Source organism: Delftia sp. ASV31, from assembly GCF_016428765.1.
GTDB lineage: Bacteria > Pseudomonadota > Gammaproteobacteria > Burkholderiales > Burkholderiaceae_C > Comamonas > Comamonas acidovorans.
Genome location: NZ_JAELTK010000059.1, coordinates 1 through 16,293, shown reverse-complemented (window position 1 = coordinate 16,293; position 16,293 = coordinate 1). Strand labels below are relative to the sequence as shown.

The 16,293-nt window shown below is 67.4% G+C and carries 13 protein-coding genes; 7 read left to right on the top strand and 6 right to left on the bottom strand.

Going from position 1 to position 16,293, the window contains the following annotated elements:
- Window positions 1-64: 64 nt before the first annotated feature.
- Window positions 65-1,516, bottom strand: coding sequence for an aldehyde dehydrogenase (locus tag JHD82_RS19735; RefSeq protein ID WP_199138283.1), 1,452 nt, complete (start codon window positions 1,514-1,516; stop codon window positions 65-67).
- Between the two features lie 272 nt (window positions 1,517-1,788).
- On the opposite strand from JHD82_RS19735, the gene JHD82_RS19730 reads away from it, so the two are divergent.
- The 3 genes from JHD82_RS19730 (at window position 1,789) to JHD82_RS19720 (ending at window position 4,648) form a co-directional block, all read left to right on the top strand.
- On the top strand, window positions 1,789-2,748 hold the full coding sequence (locus tag JHD82_RS19730; protein ID WP_013801114.1) for a helix-turn-helix domain-containing protein: 960 nt from the start codon (window positions 1,789-1,791) through the stop codon (window positions 2,746-2,748).
- A gap of 103 nt (window positions 2,749-2,851) precedes the next feature.
- The gene (locus tag JHD82_RS19725; RefSeq protein WP_013801115.1) at window positions 2,852-3,982 is read left to right on the top strand and encodes a cupin domain-containing protein; all 1,131 of its coding nucleotides are present in this window, start codon (window positions 2,852-2,854) and stop codon (window positions 3,980-3,982) included.
- A 387-nt stretch (window positions 3,983-4,369) separates the two neighbouring features.
- Window positions 4,370-4,648: a hypothetical protein gene (locus JHD82_RS19720; RefSeq protein ID WP_199138281.1), complete on the top strand. Its 279-nt coding sequence runs from the start codon at window positions 4,370-4,372 to the stop codon at window positions 4,646-4,648.
- A gap of 189 nt (window positions 4,649-4,837) precedes the next feature.
- Here the strand turns inward: JHD82_RS19720 and bamC are convergent, their stop codons facing one another.
- The 5 genes from bamC to JHD82_RS19695 all read right to left on the bottom strand — a co-directional run bounded on the left by bamC (window position 4,838) and on the right by JHD82_RS19695 (window position 8,993).
- On the bottom strand, window positions 4,838-5,950 hold the full coding sequence (gene bamC, locus JHD82_RS19715) for an outer membrane protein assembly factor BamC (protein ID WP_016447628.1): 1,113 nt from the start codon (window positions 5,948-5,950) through the stop codon (window positions 4,838-4,840).
- Window positions 5,951-5,991: 41 nt separating this feature from the next.
- Window positions 5,992-6,888, bottom strand: a complete 897-nt coding sequence (gene dapA / locus JHD82_RS19710; RefSeq protein WP_012206888.1) for a 4-hydroxy-tetrahydrodipicolinate synthase — start codon at window positions 6,886-6,888, stop codon at window positions 5,992-5,994.
- 75 nt (window positions 6,889-6,963) lie between these two features.
- Window positions 6,964-7,533 (bottom strand): bifunctional 2-polyprenyl-6-hydroxyphenol methylase/3-demethylubiquinol 3-O-methyltransferase UbiG, encoded by a 570-nt coding sequence (locus tag JHD82_RS19705; protein ID WP_199138279.1) that lies wholly within the window; start codon window positions 7,531-7,533, stop codon window positions 6,964-6,966.
- A gap of 70 nt (window positions 7,534-7,603) precedes the next feature.
- Complete coding sequence (locus tag JHD82_RS19700; RefSeq protein ID WP_199138277.1) at window positions 7,604-7,753, bottom strand: hypothetical protein; 150 nt, start codon at window positions 7,751-7,753, stop codon at window positions 7,604-7,606.
- 13 nt (window positions 7,754-7,766) lie between these two features.
- On the bottom strand, window positions 7,767-8,993 hold the full coding sequence (locus JHD82_RS19695) for an MFS transporter (protein ID WP_374191653.1): 1,227 nt from the start codon (window positions 8,991-8,993) through the stop codon (window positions 7,767-7,769).
- Window positions 8,994-9,153: 160 nt separating this feature from the next.
- On the opposite strand from JHD82_RS19695, the gene JHD82_RS19690 reads away from it, so the two are divergent.
- From JHD82_RS19690 to JHD82_RS19675, 4 genes are all read left to right on the top strand, one after another.
- Window positions 9,154-11,136, top strand: coding sequence for a DNA topoisomerase IV subunit B (locus JHD82_RS19690; RefSeq protein WP_034396412.1), 1,983 nt, complete (start codon window positions 9,154-9,156; stop codon window positions 11,134-11,136).
- A 3-nt stretch (window positions 11,137-11,139) separates the two neighbouring features.
- Window positions 11,140-12,012 carry a lytic transglycosylase domain-containing protein gene (locus JHD82_RS19685; protein WP_199138275.1) on the top strand — a complete coding sequence of 291 codons (873 nt, stop codon included), beginning with the start codon at window positions 11,140-11,142 and terminating at the stop codon, window positions 12,010-12,012.
- A 39-nt stretch (window positions 12,013-12,051) separates the two neighbouring features.
- Window positions 12,052-14,439 (top strand): DNA topoisomerase IV subunit A, encoded by a 2,388-nt coding sequence (parC, locus tag JHD82_RS19680; protein ID WP_012206882.1) that lies wholly within the window; start codon window positions 12,052-12,054, stop codon window positions 14,437-14,439.
- 127 nt (window positions 14,440-14,566) lie between these two features.
- The coding region (locus JHD82_RS19675) for a methyl-accepting chemotaxis protein (RefSeq protein ID WP_199138273.1) at window positions 14,567-16,293 on the top strand (1,727 nt) is incomplete at its 3' end.

Genomic DNA, 16,293 nt, shown 5'->3' with positions numbered 1-16,293 from the left:
GCGTTGGCGCGATTTTCCCACGGCTGCCCGGCTGCTGCGCAGGCCGGGCGGCGAGTCCTGCCGATCAGAACGGATAGTGGCGGGGCGCGGTCTGCATGGTGATCCAGCGCGTCTCGGTGAAGGCATCGATGCCTGCCTGGCCGCCGAAGTGGCCGTAGCCCGAGTTTTTCACGCCGCCAAAGGGCATCTGTGCCTCGTCATGCACGGTGGGGCCGTTGACGTGGCAGATGCCGGCCTCGATGCGCGCGGCCACGCGCCAGCCGCGTGCGGTGTCGCGGGTATAGACGGACGAGGACAGGCCGAATTCGTTGTCATTGGCCATGGCGATGGCCTGCTCCTCGCCGCGCACGCGCACGATGGCCTTGACGGGGGCGAAGGTTTCCTCGCGGAAGATGTCCATCTCGGGCGTGACGCCGTCGATCAGCGTGGCCGCCATCAGGGTGTTGGTGGCCTTGCCGCCGCACAGCAGCCTGGCGCCCTTGGCCAGCGCGTCGTCGATCAGGCGGTTGGCACGCTCCACGGTGGCCATGTCCACCACCGAGCCCAGCACCACGGGGCCCTTGCGCGGATCGCCCAGCGGCAGCGAGGTGGCGCGGGCCACCAGCTTGTCCAGGAAATCGCCGGCCACGGACTCGTCCACGATGATGCGTTCGGTGGACATGCAGATCTGGCCCGAGTTGGCGAAGGCACCGAAGGTGCAGCCGGCCACGGCGGCGTCGATGTCGGCATCGTCCAGCACCACGAAGGGCGCCTTGCCGCCCAGCTCCAGGATGGCGGGCTTGAGGTACTTGGCGCAGGTCTGGCCGAGGATGCGGCCCACGCGCGTGGAGCCGGTGAAGTTCACGCGGCGCACGGCCGGGTGGGCCACCATGGCTTCGACCACGGCGCCGGCATCTTCGGGGGCATTGGTCACGAAGTTGACCACGCCGGGCGGCAGGCCGCCTTCCTGCAGGGCCTCGATGATCAGGCCGTGCGTGGCGGGGCACAGCTCCGAGCCCTTGAGCACCACCGTATTGCCGCAGGCCAGCGGCGTGGCAATGGCGCGCACGGCCAGGATGACGGGCGCATTCCAGGGCGCAATGCCCAGCACCACGCCGGCGGGCTGGCGCACGGCCATGGCCAGGCTGCCGGGCACGTCAGAGGGAATGATCTGGCCGTTGATCTGGGTGGTCAGCGAGGCGGCCTCCAGGAACATGTTGGCAGCCAGGTGCACGTTGAAGCCGGCCCAGATGCCCGATGCGCCCGTCTCGGCGGCCATGGCGGCGGCAAACGCCTCGGTCTTGGCCTCCAGCGCCTGCGATGCCTTCATCAGCATCTGGCGGCGTTCGGTCGGGCCCAGCGCGGCCCAGGCGGGGAAGGCCTTTTGCGCGGCCTCGACGGCGCGCACGGCATCTTCGGGCGTGGCGGCCGGGGCGCGCGTGGCCACCGATCCGTCCAGCGGATTGCGGCGCTCGAAGGTGGCGCCGTTGCCGGCCTGTGCGGCCTGGCCTGCGATGAGCATGGTTTGTTCGATCATGACTGTCTCCTTGGTATGCGGTTGTGGCGTTGGCATTGGCTTTGGCATTGGCGCTGCCGGGCGTGCCGGTCATCGTAGAAGCAGGCGATGGCGCAGGCAGCCCGCTGCGCGCACAAAGCGCATGACGGATCGTGCACAGGCTCCGGGGTTTACCCTTGTCCTGGCTGTCCGCGGGGAAAGCCATGGGGCGCGATGGGCCTGCACTTTCCCATAATCACGTCCATGGCCGCACACAGATCCTTCACCCGTGCGGCGAGCAGGAGAGACCGCACATGACCGATGCCATGGTGTTGAGCACCGACGGACTGCCGCCCGGCGAGACGGCGTCGGCCTGGCACGCCTGGATGTCGCGCCTGTTTGCGGGCCTGGATACCGATGTCTATGGCGATCGCCTGTTCGAAGGCCATGTGCGCGTGGCCAATGCCGGCGATGTGGTGCTGACCCGGCTGGAGGCGGGCCGCCACCGCGTCATGCGCAGCATGCAGGGCCTGCGCGCCCATGAGTCCCCCTATCTGAAGATCGTCGCGCCCTGGGAGGGCGTGGCCAGCGTGCGCCAGCACAACCGCGAGGCCAGCGTGCGCAAGGGCAGCTGGGTGATCTATGACACGGCGCAGGAGTACGAGGTCACCAACCCCGAATGGTCCGAACACCTCATCGTGATGCTGCCGCGCCAGGCCATCGTGGAACGGGGCATCCGGCTGGAAGGGCTGATGGGGCGCAATGTGGGCGGCAGCTCGGGCATTGCCCGCATCGCGCTGGAAACCATGCGCAGCACGTACCAGGAGTTGCCCGGCATGGCGCCGCATCTGGCGCGCCGCGCGGGCGAGCTGCTGGTGGACATGGTCCATCTGTCACTGCAGGAACTGGCCGGGCAGGGCACGGCAGGCACGCAGCAACTGGCGCTGCAGGACCGCATCCGCGCCCATGTGGCGGCCCATCTGCGCGACCCGGGCCTGTCGGTGGAGTCCGTGGCCGCCGCGCTCAACTGCAGCAAGCGCCATCTGCACAACGCCTTCGCGGACAGCCAGACCAGCCTGGGCGCCTTCATACAGCACAGCCGCCTGGAGCTGTGCATGCGCGAGCTGCTGCAGCCCGCCCAGGCGCAGCGCACCATCACCGAGGTCGCCATGGATTGCGGCTTTGGCAGCACCGCGCATTTCAGCCGCGCTTTCAAGATCTATACGGGTCTGTCGCCCTCGGATTTCAGGGCCATGCGCAAGCCGGCCGGCTGACTGCCACGAAGCCATTGCGGGGCAGCTTGCGCTGGCGCCAGGACAGGGCAATGCCCGCATAGGACAATGCCGCCCTGTCTCTTCGCTCACTTCGGACCATTTCATGGACACCAACACACCGCTTGCCCTGCTGGGCGGGCTTACCGCTTCCCAATTCATGCGCCGCCACTGGCACAAGAAGCCCTTGCTGGTGCGCCAGGCAATCCCGGGCTTCAAGCCCCTGATTCCCCGCGCCAGGCTGCTGGCCATGGCAGGCGAGGACGGTGTGGAGTCGCGCCTGATCCAGCAGCAGGACGGTGGCCACTGGAAGCTCAGCCACGGCCCGCTGTCGCGCCGCAGCCTGCCCTCGCTGCAAAAGCCCGGATGGACCGTGCTCGTGCAGGGCGTGGACCTGCACGACGACGGCGTGCACCAGCTGATGCAGCAGTTCCGCTTCGTGCCCGAGGCGCGGCTGGACGATCTGATGATCAGCTTTGCCACCGACCAGGGCGGCGTCGGCCCGCATTTCGACAGCTACGACGTCTTCCTGCTGCAGGCGCATGGCCGTCGGCGCTGGCGCATCGGCCGCCAGAAGGACCTGTCGCTGCAGCCCGATGTGCCGCTGAAGGTGCTCTCGAATTTCGAGCCCGAGGAGGAGTTCGTGCTCGAGCCCGGCGACATGCTCTACCTGCCGCCCAAGTGGGCCCATGACGGCATCGCCGAGGGCGAGTGCATGACCTACTCCATCGGCTTTCGCTCGCCCGCGCGCGACGAACTGGCCCGCGAGCTGCTGCTGCGCATGTCCGACGAGCCCGATGAACCCGAAGCGCCCATGGTCTACCGCGATCCCGACCAGCCCGCCGTCGAGGCCCCGGGCGAGATTCCGTCGAGCCTGCACGACTTCGCGCGCAAGGCGCTGGAGCGCGCGCTGGCCGAGCCGCTGGCGCTGGAGCGCGCGCTGGGCGAGTACATGACCGAGCCCAAGGCCAATGTCTGGTTCGAGCATGGCGAGGAACACGGCATGTTCGAGAGCGTGGTCCTCGACCGCCGCACGCGCATGATGTATGACGCAAAACACATCTTCATCAACGGCGAAAGCTATCTGGCCGGTGGCCGCGATGCCACCCTGATGCGCAAGCTGGCCGATACGCGCGCCCTGTCACGCGCCGATCTGGCCAAGGCCAGCGATGACGCGCTGGAGCTGCTGTCCTCCTGGTTTGACGCCGGCTGGGTGCGAGGCGGGCCGCTGTCCTGAACCGGGTAGACGCTGTGGCGCAGTCATGCTAAGTTCGGGCATTCACCGTTGACAGCGTTCTGCTGATTCAAGGCGGACTCCGATAGATTTGTAAAGAATTGTCTTGGGTTCGTCAGTAAATTGACAGCAACCTGGTTTTGTTACACAGTGGACGCCAAGGCAGCTTCCTGCTGCCCCATTCGGACTTGGCAAGAGGATTTGTGCGGAATTGTTCAGAGGCTGTCAGTTTCAGTCAGCCTTGAGAAAATCTCCCTATAATTCGCTCCAAGTCGAATGAATGTGTTTGACGTGGCCTGGCCGCCGCGTACCGGTTGCCCGCATCCGGTGGCGCAAGTGGCGGGGCCCCTCCTGTGTACTGTCTTCTTACCTACTCTCTAGGAAACTGTGATGAAGAACTCTCTGATCCTGGCTACCGTGATCGCTGCTGCAGCTCTGGCCGCTTGCGGCAAGAAGGAAGAGGCTCCGGCCCCCGCTCCCGCACCCGCCGTTGAAGCTCCCGCACCGGCAGCTCCCGCAGAAGCTCCTGCTGCTCCCGCCGCCGACGCTGCTGCTCCCGCAGCGCCTGCCGCCGACGCTGCAGCACCTGCTCCCGCTGCTGACGCTGCCGCTGCAGACGCCGCCAAGGCTGCTGCCGACGCTGCCGCCAAGGAAGCCACCAAGCAGTAATTCGGCCCTCGCCGATGGCAGAGGTTTCGGCCTCTGCCGCGAAAAAAACCGCATCCTTCGGGCTGCGGTTTTTTTTTCGTCTTCGCTTTGCTTTGCTTTGGTCCAGTAAAAAAGCCACCGGCAAATGACTGCGCGGTGGCTGCAAGGCAAGGGCGGACGTGCCGCCCCAAGGCCCGAAAAGAGGCTTGCTTACTTCATGTCGTCGGTGATGACGCGCACGATGCGCTGGGCATTGGCCGATGTCTCGGGTTGGCCCTGGGTGTTGAGCACGGTGACGGTGGATTTGTCGCCTTCGCTGCGCACCTGGATCTGGTACTTGACCGGCGCAGCCGCATCGGGCGAGCGGCTGAACAGCTTGCTGAAGAAACCCTTGGGCTCGACCTTGGCGTCAGGCGCGACATAGCGCACGAAGTAGATGCCGCGGCTGCGGTCACGGTCCTCCACGGTGAAGCCCGTACGGTCCAGGGCCACGCCGACACGGCGCCATGCGCGGTCAAAGCCTTCGTCGATCTGCAGCACGGGCTGTCCGTTGGCGGATTCCATGCGCACGCTGCCGGTGGCGGCTGCCGTGGTGGTGTTGGCCTTGGCCACGGCATCGGCCTGCTCCTGGCTCACACCGAGCTTGACCATCAGGCGGCGCAGGAATTCGGTTTCCAGTTCCGGATCGGAGGGGCGCGGCTGCCAGATGGTCTGGTCCTTCTGGGCGCTGGTGTAGACCTCCTGCATGCCACGGTGCGTGATGTAGACCTCGGTGGAGCCGTCGGCCGAGCGCTCCAGGCGCGTGCGGAAGCGGTCGCGCTCGCTGGTTGAGTACAGGCCATCGAAGACCTTGCCCAGCGTCTTGCGGATCACGTCCTGCGGGATCTTGGCGCGGTTCTCGGCCCAGTCGGTCTCGATGATGCCCAGCTGGCGGTCTTCGGTAGTGAAGATGAAGCCGTTTTCCAGCCAGAAGTCGCGCACGGGCTCCCACAGCTGGTCGGCCGGGCGCTTGATCACCAGCCAGCGCTGCTCGCCGTTGCGCTCGATGCGCACATCGCCCAGGGCGGCGGTGGCGGTGCGGCCTTCGGCGGGCTTTTGCGCCTTGGAGTTGGCTTCCATGGCTGCGGCGGAGACCACGCCGCCGGGCACGGCATAGCGGGAATCCGTGGACAGCTGGGTCAGATCCGGGGGGACTTCCAGGGTGGGCGCCTGCTGCTTGCCGGCGCTCTTGTAGTCGATCTTGCTCTCTTGGAACGTGGTCGTGCAGGCTGTCAGGCCGATGGCCAGGCTCAGCAGGCTCAGACGTGCAATGGGCTGTTTCACGCGAATATCCTTGGTGCGTTCGGTCGGTGGGGCAGGGCGCCTCACAGCAGGCCAGCGGAGCCCAGGGCGGCTTCCACGGTGGCTTCCAGGTTCTTGCTCAGAGGTGTCATCGGCAGGCGCATGGCCGGGCCGCACAGGCCCAGGCGCGCTGCGGCCCACTTGACGGGAATGGGGTTGGCCTCGACGAAGAGGTTCTTGTGCACGGGCATCAGGCGCAGCTGGATGTCCATTGCGGTGCGCACATCGCCGGCCAGGGCCGCCTTGCACAGATCGCTCATCAGGCGCGGTGCCACGTTGGCCGTGACGCTGATGTTGCCGTGGCCGCCGCACAGCATCAGGGCCACAGCGGTCGGATCATCGCCGGAGTACACGCCGAAGTCCTTGGGCACTTCACGGATCAGCCATTGGGCGCGCTCGATGTTGCCCGTGGCTTCCTTGATGCCGATGATGGCGGGGATCTGCGCCAGGCGCAGCACGGTGTCGTGCTGCATGTCGGCCACGGAGCGGCCGGGCACGTTGTAGAGCACCACGGGCAGGTCGCCCACCGCTTCGGCAATCGCCTTGAAGTGCTGGTACTGGCCTTCCTGCGTGGGCTTGTTGTAGTAGGGCACGACCTGCAGCTGGCTGTCGGCGCCGACCTTCTTGGCGTAGCGGGCCAGTTCGATGGCTTCGTGCGTGCTGTTGGCGCCGCAGCCGGCCATCACGGGCACGCGGCCCGCGGCCTGCTCGACGGACACGCGGATGATTTCGCAGTGCTCCTCCACGTTGACGGTGGGGGATTCACCTGTCGTTCCCACCACGCCGATGCAGTCCGTGCCTTCGGCCACATGCCAATCGATGAGTTTTCGCAGCGCCGGGTAGTCAACACTACCGTCCTCGTGCATGGGCGTGATGAGGGCAACGATGCTGCCAGTGAGAGCGACGGAGGAGGATGTCATGTCCGCAAGAAAAAACGGGAAAGGATCATTCTAACGAGTGTCGGAGGCAGGCCCAAGGCGGGCGCCTGTAGGGATTCAGGCGATTGCAGAGCCTGACGCCTTCTGATGCGCCAGCATGGCCACGGGTTCCCGGCCTGTTGCATCGGGGCGCAGTGCCGCAATGCGCTGGACCATGCGATCGGGCTCGCCCAGCTGGCCGTGCTCGTAGGCCACGATGTGCCAGCCCGCGCAGGCCTGCAGCAGCTCGCCGGGCGCCAGCAGGAAGTCGGGGCGGGAAGGCTTGCCGAAAGCCTCATTGCCCTGGGCAAAGGTTTCGTACAGCAGCACGCCGCCGGGGGCCACGCTGTCCAGCAGTGCCGGCCACAGCGGGCGCCACAGATAGTGGGTCACGACCACGGCGCCGAACTGCCGGCCGGGCAGGGGCCAGGGGCCGTTTTCGATGTCGGCGCACAGCAGCTCGCCCACGCCCTGCAGGCCGGCCAGGGCCTGGGCGTCGCGGTCCACGCCGGTGACGGCGTGGCCACGCGCTTGGAACCAGCGCATGTGCCGGCCGGGGCCGCAGGCCACGTCAAGCACCGAGGCCTGGGGTGCCAGAAGGTGCGACCAGCGTTGGATCCAGGGCGAGGGCGGCGTGGCTGCGTGCATGTGCAAATTTGGAAATAAAGTGAAAGCGGCCGACATTGTGCCGCCGGGCCTTCGCCGCTCCGCCTCCATTTCAGAAGCAGGCCCAGATCTGGTCTGCCATGCCCAGCATGAACTGCGGCTGCAGGTAGAGCATGAAGACCAGGCCCAGCACCAGCAGCACGGCGGCCCACAGCGCCAGCCTGCGCAGGGTGTGTGGGCGGGGCTTGGTGGATGTGGTCATGGATGTCGTCATGTCAGGCAGCGGCCTGGGCCGCGCGCAACCGTGCCACCGGGGCTTCGCGTATGGGCAGGTTCAGCAGGCCGGCGGCCACGCCCAGGCCGATGGCCAGGTACCAGACCACCTGGTAGCTGCCCGTGTGGTCATAGAGATAGCCGCCCAGCCAGACGCCCAGGAAGCTGCCCACCTGGTGGCTGAAGAACACCATGCCGCTCAACATGGACAGATGCTGCACGCCGAAGATCTGGGCCACGGTGGCGTTGGTCAGCGGCACGGTGGACAGCCACAGCAGGCCCATGGCGGCAGAGAAGATGTAGACCGACCACGGCGTCAGCGGCGCCAGCAGGAAGAGCACGATCACCACCGAGCGCGTGAAGTAGATGGTGGACAGCAGGTAGCGCTTGGGCAGGCGCTGGCCCAGGTTGCCGGCCACGTAGGTGCCAACGATGTTGAACAGTCCCACCAGCGCCAGCGAGATGCTGGCCACCTGCGGTGCCAGGCCGTAGTCCTTGAGGTAGCTGGGCATGTGCACTCCGATGAACATCACCTGGAAGCCGCAGACGAAGTAGCCGGCCGTCAGCAGCACGAAGCTGGGCGTGCGCAGCGCTTCGGCGACGGCCTGGGCCGCGCTCTGGTCGCGCACGGGACGGGCGTTGCCGGGCTGGAAGCCCGGCTCGCGCAGGCCGAAGGCCAGCGGAATGATCATCAGCGCGCACAGCGACAGCAGCAGCAGGGCGTTGGACCAGCCGAAGTTCGAAATCAGGCTGCCTTCCACGGGCACCATGAAGAACTGGCCGAAGGAGCCCGCCGCCGCCGTCACGCCCATGGCCCAGCTGCGCCGCGCCACGGGAATCTGGCGGCCCAGCACACCGTAGATCACGGCATAGGTGGTGCCTGCCTGGGCTGCGCCGATCACCACGCCGGCCGTCAGGGCGAACCAGGTTGTCGTGGGCGCCATGGCCATGCCGGCCAGGCCCAGCGCATACAGCAGCGCGCCCACCAGGAGCACGCGGAAGGCGCCGAAGCGGTCGGCCAGCATGCCGCCGAAGATGCCGAGCACGCCCCAGGACAGGTTCTGGATGGCGATGGCCAGCGCGAAGGACTCGCGCGTCCAGCCCATCTCCTGGGTGATGGGCTGCAGCCACAGGCCGAAGCCGTGGCGGATTCCCATGGACAGCGTCACGACTGCGCCCCCGCACAGCAGTATCTGCACCATGGACATGGGTTGGTTGTTTTTGTGCATGCGGCAAACTTTAGCGAAACTCCGGGTTTTGCGCTGTGCCGCTTGGGTCGCCCATGCGCCAGCGCGGCCCTTGATGGCAGCGGCTTTTTCGGGATAGTCACTGTCAATGACTGTGAATGCATCCAGCACTGAGCCGGGCCGCGCACTACAATCCGCCCCCATGGCAGTCAAACCATCTCCCACTTCCGCCAGCGAATACTCCGAAGGCTCGATACGCGTGCTCAAGGGCCTTGAGCCCGTCAAGCAGCGTCCCGGCATGTACACGCGCACCGACAACCCCCTGCACGTGCTGCAGGAGGTGATCGACAACGCGGCCGACGAGGCACTGGCCGGTTTCGGCAAGAAAATCCGCTTCACCCTGCATTCCGACGGCTCCTACAGCGTCGAAGACGACGGCCGGGGCATCCCCTTCGGCATGCATCCCGAGGAAAAGGCGCCCGTGGTGGAGCTGGTCTTCACGCGGCTGCATGCGGGCGGCAAGTTCGACAAGGGCAAGGGCGGCGCCTACAGCTTCTCGGGCGGCCTGCACGGCGTGGGCGTCTCGGTCACGAACGCGCTGGCCACGCGCCTTGAGGCCTGCATCCACCGCGAGGGCAAGGTGGCCACCATCGCCTTCTCGGGCGGTGACGTGGTCGAGCCCCTGCAGTCGCGGCCGCTGGCCGCGGGCGAACGCAAGCAGGGCACGACCGTGCGCGTGTGGCCCGATGCCCGCTATTTCGAATCGCCCCAGCTGCCCATGGGCGAGCTGATGCACCTGCTGCGCAGCAAGGCCGTGCTCATGCCCGGCGTGTCGGTGACCCTGGTCAACGAGAAGACGCGCGACACCCAGACCTGGCAGTTCAAGGGCGGCCTGCGCGACTACCTGCAGCAAAGCCTGCATGGCGAGGCGGTCATCCCCCTGTTCGAGGGCGAGGGCTTTGCCGACCGCCACCACGACAGCTTTGCCGAAGGCGAGGGTGCCGCCTGGTGCGTGGCCTTCACCGAGGACGGCGCACCGCTGCGCGAAAGCTATGTCAACCTGATCCCGACCACCGCCGGCGGCACGCATGACAGCGGCCTGCGCGACGGCCTGTTCCAGGCGGTCAAGGCCTTCATCGAGATGCACTCGCTGCTGCCCAAGGGCGTCAAGCTCATGCCGGACGACGTGTTTGCGCGCGCCAGCTATGTGCTCAACGCCAAGGTGCTGGACCCGCAGTTCCAGGGCCAGATCAAGGAGCGCCTGAACTCGCGCGATGCCGTGCGCCTGGTCAGCGGCTATGTGCGCCCCGCGCTGGAGCTGTGGCTCAACGAGCACGTGGAATGGGGCCGCAAGCTGGCCGAGATCGCCATCAAGGCCGCGCAGACCCGCCAGAAGGCGGGCCAGAAGGTCGAAAAGCGCAAGGGCTCGGGCGTGGCCGTGCTGCCGGGCAAGCTCACCGATTGCGAAAGCCGCGACCTGAGCCTGAACGAGGTCTTCCTGGTCGAGGGCGACTCGGCCGGCGGCAGCGCCAAGATGGGCCGCAACAAGGAAACCCAGGCCGTGCTGCCCCTGCGCGGCAAGGTGCTCAACACCTGGGAGGTGGACCGCGACCGGCTGTTCGCCAACAACGAAATCCATGACATCTCGGTGGCCATCGGCGTGGACCCGCATGGCCCCAACGACACGCCCGACCTGTCGGGCCTGCGCTACGGCAAGGTCTGCATTCTTTCGGATGCCGACGTGGACGGCTCGCACATCCAGGTGCTGCTGCTGACGCTGTTCTTCCGCCATTTCCCCAAGCTCATCGAGGCCGGCCACATCCATGTGGCGCTGCCGCCGCTGTTCCGTGTGGACGTGCCTGCGCGCGGCAAGAAGCCTGCGGCCAAGATGTACGCGCTGGACGAGGGCGAGCTGACCGCCATCCTCGACAAATCGGCCAAGGACGGCGTGCCGCGCGAGAAATGCCAGATCAGCCGCTTCAAGGGCCTGGGCGAGATGAATGCGGAGCAGCTGTGGGAAACCACGCTCAACCCCGACACGCGCCGCCTGCTGCCCGTGCAGTTCATGAACCTGGACTTCGCGGCGGCCGAGCAGGTCGTCACCAAGCTCATGGGCAAGGGCGAGGCCGCAGCGCGCCGCGAGCTCATGGAGCTCCATGGCGACTCCATTGAAGTCGACATCTGACCCATGACTGTGCTCCGCGCCGCCCTGAAGCACCGCTCGCACCTGGCGCGCGGCGCCGGGGTGCGCGAGCTGGCGGCGCTGGGCCTGGCCCTGGCGCTGTGGGGGCTGGCGCGGCCGGCGCATGCCGATCTCTGGGCCTTCGTGGACGAGCGCGGCATCACGCACTTCGCTGCCGAGGCGCTGGACGAGCGCTACAGGCTGTACTTTCGCGGCTCGGTCTACGACAGCGCCGAGCAGGGGCTCAAGCCCCCGATGGTGCAGGCCGAGGCCGCTGCCGACGCTGACGGCAGCGGCGATGCCGGCCGCAGGCTGCAGGCGCATACGCGGCTGCAAAGCTTCTTCGACATCTCGCCGCGCTACAAGAGCGTGCGCGGCCATCTGCGCAAGGCGGCGGACCACACGGGCGTGGACTACGACCTGCTCAAGGCCGTGATCGCCGTCGAGTCGGGCTTTGACGCGCAGGCCATCTCGCCCAAGGGGGCGGTCGGACTGATGCAGCTGATGCCGGCCACGGCCCAGCGCTTCGGCGTGGAGGCCAGCCGCCAGCGCAGCGTGCAGCAGCAACTGGCCGATCCGGCCGTCAACGTGCCGGCCGGCGCGCGCTACCTCAACCATCTGATGGGGCTGTTCCCCGGCCGGCTGGACCTGGTGCTGGCCGCCTACAACGCAGGCGAGGGCGCCGTGCGGCGCGCGGGCCAGGCCATCCCTCCCTTCCAGGAAACCCGCAATTACGTGAAGGCCGTGCTCGGCATCTACGAGCAGCTGCAGGGCGGGCGCGAGCGCGCGGGCCCTGCAGCGCCTGCAGCAGCGGCGTTGCCGGGCACCACGCCCCGGGTGCGCATGACGCTGCCCACAGGACTGCCCACGCCGCAATGAGCGGCATTCATTGCATTTTTTGAGATCACGAATTTCTTCATGAGCGACCAAACCTCTCTGGATCTGGCACAACAGGCGGCCGGCGATGCACTGGACCTGGGCCAGTACGCGCAACGGGCCTATCTCGAATACGCACTGTCCGTGGTCAAGGGCCGGGCACTGCCCGATGTGACCGACGGCCTCAAGCCCGTGCAGCGGCGCATTCTGTACGCCATGGACCGCATGGGCCTGAGCTACAGCGGTCCCAACCACAACACGGCAGCCAAGCCCGTCAAGAGCGCACGCGTGGTCGGCGATGTGCTGGGCCGCTTTCACCCGCACGGCGACCAGTCGGCCTACGACGCGCTGGTGCGCATGGCGCAGGACTTCAACCAGCGCTATCCGCTGGTCGATGGCCAGGGCAACTTCGGCAGCCGCGACGGCGACGGCGCAGCCGCCATGCGCTACACCGAGGCGCGACTGTCCAAGATCACCGGCCTGCTGCTCGACGAGATCGACATGGGCACGGTGGACTTCGTGCCCAACTACGACGGCAGCACGCAGGAGCCGCAGCAACTGCCCGCGCGCCTGCCGTTCGCCCTGCTCAACGGCGCCAGCGGCATTGCCGTGGGCCTGGCCACGGAAATCCCCAGCCACAACCTGCGCGAGGTCGCAGACGCCTGCGTGGCCCTGATCAAGCGGCCCCAGCTCAGCGACGAGGAACTGTTCCAGATCATCCCCGGGCCCGACTATCCGGGCGGCGGGCAGATCATCAGCAGCGCCTCCGACATCCAGGATGCCTATCGCACGGGCCGTGGCAGCCTCAAGCTGCGCGCGCGCTGGAAGATCGAGGAACTGGCGCGCGGCCAGTGGCAGATGGTGGTGACCGAGCTGCCGCCCGGCGTCTCGGCGCAGAAGGTGCTCGAAGAGATTGAGGACATCACCAATCCCAAGGTCAAGACCGGCAAGAAGGCCTTGAGCCAGGAACAGACCCAGCTCAAGGCCAGCATGCTGGCCGTGCTCGACGGCGTGCGCGACGAGTCCAGCAAGGATGCGCCCGTGCGCCTGGTCTTCGAGCCCAAGACCGGCAAGGTGCCGCAGCAGGAACTGATCACGGCGCTGCTGGCGCATACCAGCCTGGAGTCGTCCAGCTCCATCAACCTGACCATGATCGGCCTCGATGGCCGCCCGGTGCAGAAAAGCCTGCGCCTGATGCTCGAGGAATGGATCGCCTTCCGCCAGACCACGGTCACGCGGCGCAGCCAGCACCGGCTGGCCAAGGTGCTGGATCGCATCCACATCCTCGAAGGCCGCCAGGCCGTGCTGCTGAACATCGACAAGGTCATCGCCATCATCCGGGCCAGCGACGAGCCCCGGCAGGCGCTGATCGATGCCTTTGCGCTGTCCGAGCGCCAGGCCGACGACATTCTGGAAATCCGCCTGCGCCAGCTGGCGCGGCTGGAAGCCATCAAGATCGAGCAGGAACTCAAGGAGCTGCGCACGGAGCAAGGCAAGCTCGAAGACATCCTGGGCAGCGAAAGCACCATGCGCCGCCTGATCTGCAAGGAGATCGAGGCCGATGCCAAGCAGTTCGCCGATGCGCGCCGCACGCTGATCCAGGAGGAAAAGAAGGTCGTCGCCGAAGTCAAGGTGGTCGATGAACCCACCACGGTCATCATCTCGGACAAGGGCTGGGTGCGCACGCGCCAGGGCCATGGCGTCGATGCGGGCACGCTCAGCTTCAAGGCCGGCGACAGCCTGCACGGCACCTTCGAGTGCCGCACCGTGGACCAGTTGCTGGCCTTTGGCAGCAACGGCCGCATCTATTCGGTGCCGGTGGCGCAACTGCCCGGCGGGCGCGGCGATGGCCAGCCCGTGACCACGCTCATCGAGCTGGAGGCCGGCACCCAGATCCTGTACTACTTCGCCGGTGCCGAGGGCACGGCGCTGCTGCTGTCGGGGTCGGGTGGCTACGGCTTCGTGGCCATGGTGGGCGACATGGTCTCGCGCCAGAAGGCGGGCAAGGCCTTCGTCACGCTGGCCGACGGCGAGACGCTGTGCGCCCCGTCCACGGCCTACGGCGTGCCCATGGGCGCACGTGCCGAGCCGCAGGAAGGCGAGCAGGGCGCGGGCCTGCTGCTGCCGGCCACGCATGTGATCTGCGCTTCCACGGGTGGCCGCATCCTCACCTTCGAGATCGCCAGCCTCAAGCACATGGCCAAGGGCGGTCGCGGGCTGATGCTGCTCGACCTGGAGGACAAGGACACGCTGGCGGGCGCTGCCGCCTACACGCGCAGCATCCGCATCGATGGCGTGGGCCGCGGCGGCAAGGAGCGCAGCGAGACGCTGGAGATCCGCAGTCTCAACAATGCCCGTGGCACGCGTGGCCGCAAGGGCAAGTCGGCCGACCTGGGCTTCAAGCCGCAAAGCGTGACGCGCGTGGAGTAAGAACGCGGCCGCCCCTGCAATGCCCTCCGCGAAAGGGGCGGATCAGGGGTTTCCTCTGGGTTTTTCCGCCCACCAGGCCCTCTTCCAGGCCTCAACATGGAGTCTTCCAAAATGAGGGAGACTGCATATGCTGCGACTTCGCATGGCACACAAGCTGTGGCTTGCAGTGGCCGCCATCGTGGTGGCGCTGGTGGGCGTGGTCGGCTTGTCGGGCTATCGCTCGGCCCAGGTCCAGGCCCGGTCCGAGGCGGTGACCCAGGAGATGCAGGCGCGGGTCCAGGCCGCCGTGCGTTGGATGGGACTGACCGAAACCAACGCAGCCCGCACCCAGGCCGTGGTGGTCAGCAGTGATGCCGCCGTCGAGGCCGAGTTCAAGGACGTGATCTCCGCCACCTCGGCGCGGATCACCGAGGTGCAGAAATCGCTGGAAGCCATGCCCCTGTCCGACGCAGACAAGGCGCAGATGGCCAGGATTGCGGCAGCCCGCAAGACCATGACCGAACTGCGTGCCCAGGCGCGCCAGCTCAAGGCCGACGGCCGGCAGGACCAGGCATTGGTCCTGGTCAAGCAGTCCTACAACCCTGCCGTGGATGCCTACCTGCAGTCGCTGCGCGACTTCGTGCAGATGCAGGAGCAGGTGGCGCTTACCAGCCAGCAAGAGATGGCCGCCTCGCGCAGGCTCACCGTGGGCTTTGCCGCTGCGGCCGTGGGCCTGCTGCTGCTGGGCATCGTCATCGGCGCCCATTTCCTGATTGCCAGCATCCGCCGGCCCCTGGCCGAGGCCAGCGAACTGGCCGAACGCATTGCCGCAGGCGACCTGAGCGCAGGCGTGCAGGGACAGGCACAGCGTGCTGATGAATTCGGCGACCTGCTGCGCTCGCTGCAGGCCATGAGCGAATCGCTGTCGGGCATGGTGCAGCAGGTGCGCCAGAGCACGGACAGCATCGCCATCGCCAGCGCCGAGATCGCCACCGGCAATCAGGACCTGTCCGTGCGCACTGAGCAGACCTCCAGCAACCTGCAGGAGACGGCTGCCGCCATGGAGCAGTTCACCAGCACGCTGCAGCAAAGCGCCAGCAGTGCCCAGCAGGCCAGCAGCCTGGCGGCGGGCGCGTCACAGGTGGCCCAGCGCGGCGGCGAGGTCGTGGCCCGGGTGGTCGAGACCATGAAGGGCATCAACGACAGCAGCAGGCAGATTGCCGACATCGTCGGCGTCATCGACTCCATTGCCTTCCAGACCAACATCCTGGCGCTGAACGCCGCCGTGGAGGCGGCCCGCGCCGGCGAGCAGGGCCGTGGCTTTGCCGTGGTGGCCAGCGAGGTGCGCACGCTGGCACAGCGCAGCGCGGCGGCTGCCAAGGAAATCCGCCAGCTCATCGGCGCCTCGGTGGAGCGGGTGGAGGACGGCGCCCGCCTGGTGGGCGATGCCGGCACCACCATGGAGGGCATCGTGCAGTCCGTGCAGCGCGTGGCCGACACCATCGGCGAGATCACGGCGGCCTCTTCGGAGCAAAGCGCGGGCGTGGCCCAGGTCAATCAGGCCGTGGGACAGCTGGACCAGATGACGCAGCAGAACGCGGCCCTGGTCGAGCAAAGCGCGGCCGCGGCGCAAAGCCTGCGAGAGCAGGCCGAGCAGCTGTCGCGCACGGTGGCGGTGTTCAAGGTGGCGCATCTGGCGCCTTCGCCGGCGACGCTCGCAAGGCAGGCTGCGCCGGCGGCGCGCACTGCGCACAGCGCGGCCGCAGCGCCAAGGCGGCCGGCAGCAGCCGTGGCGCCTGCGGCTGCCGGGCCGGTTGCCGCGCGGCCTGCCGCCTGTCTCTTATACACATCTGACGCTGCCGACGAAATGCGAAC